This window comes from Pseudoroseomonas cervicalis ATCC 49957 (genome assembly GCF_000164635.1).
Classification (GTDB): Bacteria; Pseudomonadota; Alphaproteobacteria; order Acetobacterales; family Acetobacteraceae; genus Pseudoroseomonas; species Pseudoroseomonas cervicalis.
In genome coordinates, this window is the sequence record NZ_GG771110.1 from 1 (window position 1) to 890 (window position 890).

General features: G+C 72.1%; 2 protein-coding genes. One reads left to right on the forward strand and one right to left on the reverse strand.

The annotated features are described in order from the left end of the window. A partial coding sequence (locus HMPREF0731_RS22010; RefSeq protein WP_040614440.1) for a hypothetical protein occupies positions 1–264 on the reverse strand: 264 nt, incomplete at its 3' end. Positions 265–567: 303 nt separating this feature from the next. On the opposite strand from HMPREF0731_RS22010, the gene HMPREF0731_RS22015 reads away from it, so the two are divergent. Next, positions 568–890, forward strand: a 323-nt coding sequence (locus tag HMPREF0731_RS22015; protein WP_007006474.1) for a hypothetical protein, incomplete at its 3' end; no start/stop codon positions are given.

Here is an 890-nt window from a genome sequence, read left to right on the forward strand (position 1 = left end):
CGCCGCGCCGATCGCGGCGCCGCGCCAGTTCTGCCCGATCGCGCCGCCCAGCAGCGCGCCGCCGACGGCGCCGAGCGCCGCGCCCTTCAGGATGTCCTCGGCGAAGAAATTGCCGGTGCTGTCGAGGGCCACCAGCTGCGCGCGGCAGGAATCGGAGCCGTCATCCGCGCCGATCCGCCCCTCGCGCGTCAGCGGCGTGGCGCAGCCCGCGAGCAGACCGAGGGAGGTGACGAGGGCGACGGCACGCCGCGCTTGGACTGGCATGGCTGGCATTCCTTGTGCAGTAGGCGGGCGGACCCTAAAGGCCGTGCTTGTTCATTGCCAAGCCATGCACGGCGCTTCATCGCGACTTCGCCTTCGCTCTCTCGATCATGTGACGGGATGTTGCGCGCGAAGCGTCGCCGGCGTGGCGGAAGCGCATCAGTTTCATCGGCGTGGCGATCACATTCGTTTCAGTGCTGCACTGCATTCCCGCCCGCCGCCTGTCACGCGGCGTTGAAGCGGCGTGGGCTGGACAGGCGGCGCCGCGTCGGCACCTGTTCGCGGTTCACGCGCAAGGGGCGCAGCATGCAGTCAGCCACATCGGAATCCGGGCTCCGGCGCGCGGCGACGCTGGTCGCCATCACCGTGCTGCTGCCCTTGCTGCTGGCCGGCATCGGCCATTGGCAGGCGCAGCGCGCGACCGAGGCGCGCGCCGCGCTGCTGCAGGACCAGGCCGAGATCCAGCGCGAACTGGCGCGGCTGGAGGATTACGCGGCGCGCAACCCGCGCGGCACGGTGCGCATGAATGGCCGCTCCTACGGCGCGGAGATCGCCGCCAGCTGGCTGCGCCGGCAGGAGACGGCGCTGGCGGGCCGGCTGGCGGCCGAGGCCTATCGCGCGCCCCTGCC